Annotated in this window: 6 protein-coding genes; 4 read left to right on the forward strand and 2 right to left on the reverse strand. The window is 41.4% G+C overall.

Annotated elements, in window-relative coordinates; genetic code table 11:
- Positions 1 to 23: 23 nt before the first annotated feature.
- Entirely contained in the window at positions 24 to 458 is a 435-nt protein-coding gene (tnpA, locus tag BLS28_RS20880; RefSeq protein WP_091171978.1) for an IS200/IS605 family transposase, read from the reverse strand.
- Between the two features lie 339 nt (positions 459 to 797).
- Positions 798 to 2,444: a glucose-6-phosphate isomerase gene (gene pgi, locus BLS28_RS20885; RefSeq protein ID WP_091171980.1), complete on the reverse strand. Its 1,647-nt coding sequence runs from the start codon at positions 2,442 to 2,444 to the stop codon at positions 798 to 800.
- A 253-nt stretch (positions 2,445 to 2,697) separates the two neighbouring features.
- On the opposite strand from pgi, the gene BLS28_RS20890 reads away from it, so the two are divergent.
- From BLS28_RS20890 to BLS28_RS20905, 4 genes are all read left to right on the forward strand, one after another.
- Entirely contained in the window at positions 2,698 to 3,135 is a 438-nt protein-coding gene (locus BLS28_RS20890; protein WP_091171982.1) for a hypothetical protein, read from the forward strand.
- Between the two features lie 100 nt (positions 3,136 to 3,235).
- Positions 3,236 to 4,328, forward strand: a protein-coding gene (prfB, locus tag BLS28_RS20895) for a peptide chain release factor 2 (RefSeq protein WP_129571506.1) whose coding sequence is annotated in 2 segments (ribosomal slippage) — positions 3,236 to 3,295 and positions 3,297 to 4,328 — 1,092 coding nt in all. Because the reading frame shifts where the segments join, the coding sequence is not laid out codon by codon here.
- Between the two features lie 207 nt (positions 4,329 to 4,535).
- Positions 4,536 to 5,450 (forward strand): alpha/beta hydrolase, encoded by a 915-nt coding sequence (locus BLS28_RS20900; RefSeq protein ID WP_091171986.1) that lies wholly within the window; start codon positions 4,536 to 4,538, stop codon positions 5,448 to 5,450.
- 105 nt (positions 5,451 to 5,555) lie between these two features.
- Positions 5,556 to 5,984 carry a hypothetical protein gene (locus tag BLS28_RS20905; protein ID WP_143020834.1) on the forward strand — a complete coding sequence of 143 codons (429 nt, stop codon included), beginning with the start codon at positions 5,556 to 5,558 and terminating at the stop codon, positions 5,982 to 5,984.
- The last annotated feature ends 124 nt before the right edge of the window (positions 5,985 to 6,108 follow it).

The raw sequence follows: 6,108 nt of genomic DNA on the forward strand, positions 1-6,108 counted from the left end.
GGATTATCCGGGCGTTTCGTGTTTTAGTTATTGAGCAGTTGCCAGCCATATCGGTTCATAAATTCTTCAACCTCATCACTGAATGATTTCTTTTGATGATGATTTTCCTGATTGTTAATATAGCTAATGACTGTTGATACCTGTGATTCACTTACCGATACTGCAAAGTAGTCGTCCTGCCAACCGAATTGTTGTTTTATTAGTTTGTTCTTATTTATCCAAAGAGATGATTCTCCTTTAATTAGCTGGCTTATTTTGGCAATATTTTGATCTTTTCCTAAAGAAATAAGGCAATGGATATGATCGGTATAGCCATTAATCGCTTGTAAGAATATCCCTTTCTCTTTGCAGTTCTCTATGATGTATTTATGTATCTGGTATCTTATGTTTTGAGTAAGCAAGGGTTGTCTGTCTTTAGTTGCAAATACCAAATGGGTCCAGATTTTTACAAATGACATGGTTTGTCCTAAATGTATGGTTATTTTGGCTAAAGCCACTTAGCACCTGGCAACTTTATCCGTTGGTTAAAACCAACGGTAATGAAAACAAGATTTCGAAAAGGCTTCTTTCAACCAATAAATAGGAAATTGCTCGACTGCGTTAATTCTCTATAAAAAGAAAATTCATTGCCGTTGGTTTTAACCAACGGAACAAAAAAAGCAACATGAGGCGGCTTTAGCCGAAATCGCCAGAAAAGGTTCTACTAAGCACTCAGTTTTTTTAACAACACCCCCCCGGAAAATCCGGTGGGGTGTTGTTAAAATATAAAACTTCCCCCCTTTAGGAGGCTGGGGAGATTACCTCCACGCTTTATATTGATTGATTAGTCCATTAGTTGATGAATCATGGCTGCTGATCTCAGCGTTATCTTTTAGTTCAGGAAGGATTTTGCCGGCAAGTTGTTTACCAAGCTCAACACCCCACTGATCAAAGCTGTATATGTTCCAAATGATGCCCTGGGTAAAAATTTTATGCTCATACATGGCAATCAGCGCGCCTAAAGTGTATGGTGTGATCTTTTTAATCAGGAACGAGTTTGTTGGACGGTTGCCTTCAAATACCTTGAACGGAGCTATTTTAGCTATTTCCTCGTCAGATTTTCCGGCAGCTTTTAGTTCTTCAATAACTACCTCTTCGGTTTTACCGTTCATTAAAGCTTCGGTTTGAGCAAAATAGTTTGACAGCAGCATGTTGTGATGTTCGCCCAGTGGATTGTGAGATTGTGCCGGGGCGATAAAATCGGCAGGGATCAGTTTAGTGCCCTGGTGAATCAATTGATAAAAAGCGTGCTGACCGTTTGTACCAGGTTCGCCCCAAATGATCGGACCGGTAGAGTAGTCAACATCTTTACCATTACGGTCAACATGTTTGCCATTACTTTCCATATCGCCTTGTTGGAAATAAGCAGAGAAACGGTGCAGGTATTGGTCGTAAGGTAAGATAACATTGGTTTCGGCCTCAAAGAAGTTGTTATACCAGATACCGATCAGTCCCATAATAACCGGGATGTTTTGGTCAAATTCGGCAGTTTTGAAATGATTGTCAGTCGCGTGGGCACCGGCAAGCAAATCGGCAAAGTTTTCAAAACCAATGCTTAGGGCAATTGACAAACCGATAGCGCTCCATAAAGAGTAACGGCCACCAACCCAGTCCCAAAATTCAAACATGTTTTTAGTATCGATGCCAAATTTTTCAACAGCTGCTGCATTGGTTGAAAGAGCGGCGAAGTGTTTAGCTACATCGGCCTCAGTAGCACCGCTGGCCAGGAACCAGTCGCGGGCGCTGTGGGCGTTGCCCATAGTTTCCTGGGTAGTGAAAGTTTTTGAAGCCACCAGGAACAGCGTAGTTTCAGGATCAACTGCTTTCAGGGTTTCAACTATATGAGTACCATCCACGTTACTTACAAAGTGGAGGTTCAAATGATTTTTGTATGCTTTTAAAGCTTCAGTAACCATTACCGGGCCAAGGTCTGAGCCGCCGATACCAATATTAACCACATCGGTAATAGCTTTGCCGGTATAACCTTTCCACTCGCCCGAAATGATGGCTTCACTGAAGGCTTTCATTTGGTCAAGCACTTTATTTACATCGGGCATAACATCTTTACCATCAACATAAATAGGAGTGTTGCTGCGGTTACGTAATGCGATGTGTAATACCGGACGGCCTTCCGTAACGTTAATTTTTTCGCCGGAATACATGGCGTCTATCGCCTCTTTTAATGAACATTCTTTGGCCAGCTGTATCAATAAAGCAATGGTTTCATCATCGATACGGTTCTTTGAATAATCAAGCAGGATATCCTCAAACTGGATCGAGAACTTATTAAAACGCTGGTCGTCAGCATCAAACATTTCTTTCAGGTTTTTTGATACAATATCAATGTAATGATCTGTAAGATATTTGTAAGCCTGGGTTGTTGTAAAATCAGTAGTTGGCAGCATAATTGTGTTGTTTTTCAACAAAAGTAAAAAGTTAATTGTTAGATAGTCATTAAATAAATTATTAGCCTGTCTTAGTGTTGTTTAAACACGGCCGGCATAGTGTTGATTTTACACTTGAAAATTATGAGAATTACAAAAGAATTACAAATATATTTTGAAGTTTAAAATTTTTATTTAATATATTTGTGTCGATGGTAATCAAATGAGGTATTTATCATCAATTTGTAAATTTACTTTAAAAACACGTATTACTATGTTCGAAAAACTGTTTTTGCTTGTAAAAGATAACGCCGGGACGGCTGTTATCAACAACCCGGTGATTCCTGCTAAATATCATGAAGCAGTGATCAATGAAGCTTCAAGTTCAATCATTGAAGTTTTAAAAGGCCAGCTTGAAAGCGGCAAGGTGAAGGAACTTATTAAATACTTTCAGTTCTCGGGTAGTTACAACAATTCATTAGTATCGAGCATAACCAACCGCTTTGCAAATAAGCTTAACACTTTTTACAGTATTGACCCGGCACATGCGTTAACAGTTGCAAAGGCTCTGATCCCAACTGTAATGAATGAACTGATTAAGGAAACAAAAAGCGGCGAAGCCAAAGAGTTTGCTTTGGGTACTATGTTAACTAAACTGAACGGTAACCGTACCGATCTGAACCCGCTTGTGAACAACCTGATGGTTGCCTAACATACTATTACATCTGCCTAATGAACAGGCCTGCCGATTGTTAAACAATTTGCAGGCCTTTTTATTTATAGCAATTTTTCAAATTATATATATTTGCCGCATGACTAAAGAACAAGTTCAGGATTTAAGGGATAGAGTAACTTCCCTGAGGAGGCATCTTTGACATTGATAAGAAGCTGGAACTATTACATGAAGAACAGGAAATAACCATCGGCCCGCATTTTTGGGATCATCCTAAAGAGGCCGAAAAAGTACTGGCGTCCATCAAAGTTAAAAAAGTATGGACGGATGCTTTTCAGAAGGTGGTATCGGTTGTTGATGACGCCGGCGTGCTTTTTGAATTTTACCAGGGCGGTGATGCTACCGAGGCCGAAATGCAGGAACAATATAATGCGGCTTTAAAAGCCGTTGAAGAGCTTGAGTTTAAAAATATGCTCTCGGCCGAAGAAGATCAACTAAATGCGGTGCTTCAGATCACGGCGGGTGCCGGTGGTACCGAAAGCTGCGACTGGGCCGGCATGCTCATGCGTATGTACATTATGTGGGGCGAAAAGAACGGTTATAAAGTAACCGAGCAGGATTACCAGGAAGGCGACGTGGCCGGCGTAAAAACCGTTACCCTGCAGTTGGAAGGCGAGTTTGCCTATGGCTATCTGAAAGGTGAAAATGGGGTACACCGCCTGGTGCGCGTATCGCCTTTTGATGCTAATGCCAAACGTCACACCTCTTTTGCCTCTGTATATGTTTATCCCCTGGTTGATGATACCATTGAGATTGAAGTAAATCCGGCCGATATCGAATTTGAAACTTTCCGCTCGGGTGGTGCCGGTGGTCAGAACGTGAATAAGGTAGAAACTGCCGTGCGTTTATATCACAAGCCATCGGGCATCATCATCAAAAACCAGGAATCGCGTTCGCAATTGCAAAATAAAGATAACGCCATCCGCTTGCTTAAATCACAGTTATACGAAATTGAGATGCGCAAACGTATGGAACTAACCAATGCTATTGAGGGCAATAAAAAGAAGATAGAGTGGGGCTCACAGATCCGTAACTATGTTTTACATCCATATAAACTGGTAAAAGACCTCCGTACCGATCACGAAACTTCCAACGCTGCGGCAGTGCTCGATGGTGATCTGAATGATTTCCTGAAAGCCTACCTGATGGAATTTGGCGGGCCAAAGAGTTAAAAATAAGAAAGTAAGGTCATGCCGAATTTATTTCGGTACCCCACATGCCGTATACCGTCCGTATGGCGTAGGCCAGGTAAGTGGGGGCCTGAAACAAGTTCAGGATGACGGTATAGTATAAAAAACGGAGTATCATTTCTGATACTCCGTTTTGTTTTTGGAAGATTAATTGTATTTTGGACACATCCAATTTGCCTTTTAAAAAATATGAAAACCTTCTTATCTGCCTTAGTCTTGACAGTTATAACATTTGTATCCTTCGCACAGGAAAAACCGATGCTGCTTTATCCTAAAGGTGTTCCCAATTCAAAAAAAGCCCCGGCAACTTATGTTGAAAAAACAGACAACAGGAGCTGGATCACCATGGTAACTGAGCCAACGCTAACGCCTTACCTGCCCGAAAAAGGTAAAGCTAACGGCGCTGCCATTGTTGTTTGCCCTGGCGGTGGCTATTCAGGACTGGCTTCAGATCATGAAGGTAAAGCCGTAGCACAAGCCTTCGCTCAAATTGGCGTAACCGCTTTTGTATTAAAATATCGTTTACCAAGTGATGATATTATGGCTGATAAATCTATCGGTCCGTTACAGGATGCGCAAATGGCCATATACACCGTACGTAAAAATGCCGCAGAATGGAATATCAACCCATCTAAAATAGGAATTATCGGTTTTTCGGCAGGGGGCCACCTGGTATCAACGGAAGGAACTCATTTTGATAAACCGGTTATTGAAGATAAAGAAAACATCAGCGTACGCCCTGATTTTATGATGCTGATCTATCCTGTAATTTCTTTTGGTGAATATGCCCATGTTGGCTCGAGGGAAAACCTAATAGGTAAAAACCCATCAGCAGCGCAGTTAGATCTGTATTCGAACGAAAAACAGGTTACTGCCAATACCCCGCCAACATTTTTAGTGCACGCCGAGGATGATAACGTAGTACCAGTACAAAACAGTCTGTTATTTTATGATGCCCTGTTAAAAAACAAAGTAAAGGCCGAAATGCATCTTTTCCAGGAAGGCGGTCATGGTTTCGGCATGAACAATTCTAAAAATAAAGGCAAATGGTTTGAATGGGCTGCCGCGTGGCTGGAGGAGAATGGCTTTTTGAGCGGGAAGTGATCCGGGACAACTAATTTCTTCTTCTGTAAAACAGTAGGCTAATTTTATTGTTGAGGTAAACAGTCTTTTTTTGAAAGCTTGAAGTTCGACCTTAATGATGATTTTATGTTGAAAAGAATACTGTTAGCAGCGTTGCTTGTTGCCGGTGCCTGCTTTAATGTTATCGCCCAATCCATCAAATACAAAAGCGTATCCAACCAGGATCTTACTTACGTTTTAAATAACCTGCAAAAGCGCTATGTATATACCGATCATAAAACGCTGAGCATTGCGGTGTACCTTGTCGCCGATCAGCAAGGTGACGTTGATGCTCCGGCCGATTGCAAAACGCCCGGTTCTATTTATATAGCGGTATCGGAAGTTAAGCCTCAGCCTCAACAGTATGTTTATAAACTGAACCCGGTTTGCGACCCGAAGTTTGTAAATTGGATCAAATCAAAAAAGATGTACAAGATTGCTTTCAGCTATGGCGCAGCGGCTAAAAGGAAAACAGCTACTATTGGAATTACATTGAAGAAGCTGATGGTAGAGTAAAACGTTGATGTTTAAAAATGGGTGTCATCCTGAGTGATTTAAATCCGGTGGCCTCTGAAGGTAAAATGACATCTGCGTCACGTCATTGCTGTAAGGAATGAAGCAACCCCCGACAGGCTGGTAA

This window comes from Mucilaginibacter gossypii (genome assembly GCF_900100945.1).
GTDB lineage: Bacteria > Bacteroidota > Bacteroidia > Sphingobacteriales > Sphingobacteriaceae > Mucilaginibacter > Mucilaginibacter gossypii.

What these genes read in the sequence shown, in the direction of transcription:
- BLS28_RS20890 (WP_091171982.1), top strand. Translation starts at nt 2,698, where the DNA reads ATGTTCGAAAAACTGTTTTTGCTTGTAAAAGATAACGCCGGGACGGCT.
- BLS28_RS20900 (WP_091171986.1), top strand. Translation starts at nt 4,536, where the DNA reads ATGAAAACCTTCTTATCTGCCTTAGTCTTGACAGTTATAACATTTGTA.
- tnpA (WP_091171978.1), bottom strand. Translation starts at nt 458, where the DNA reads ATGTCATTTGTAAAAATCTGGACCCATTTGGTATTTGCAACTAAAGAC.
- pgi (WP_091171980.1), bottom strand. Translation starts at nt 2,444, where the DNA reads ATGCTGCCAACTACTGATTTTACAACAACCCAGGCTTACAAATATCTT.
- BLS28_RS20905 (WP_143020834.1), top strand. Translation starts at nt 5,556, where the DNA reads ATGTTGAAAAGAATACTGTTAGCAGCGTTGCTTGTTGCCGGTGCCTGC.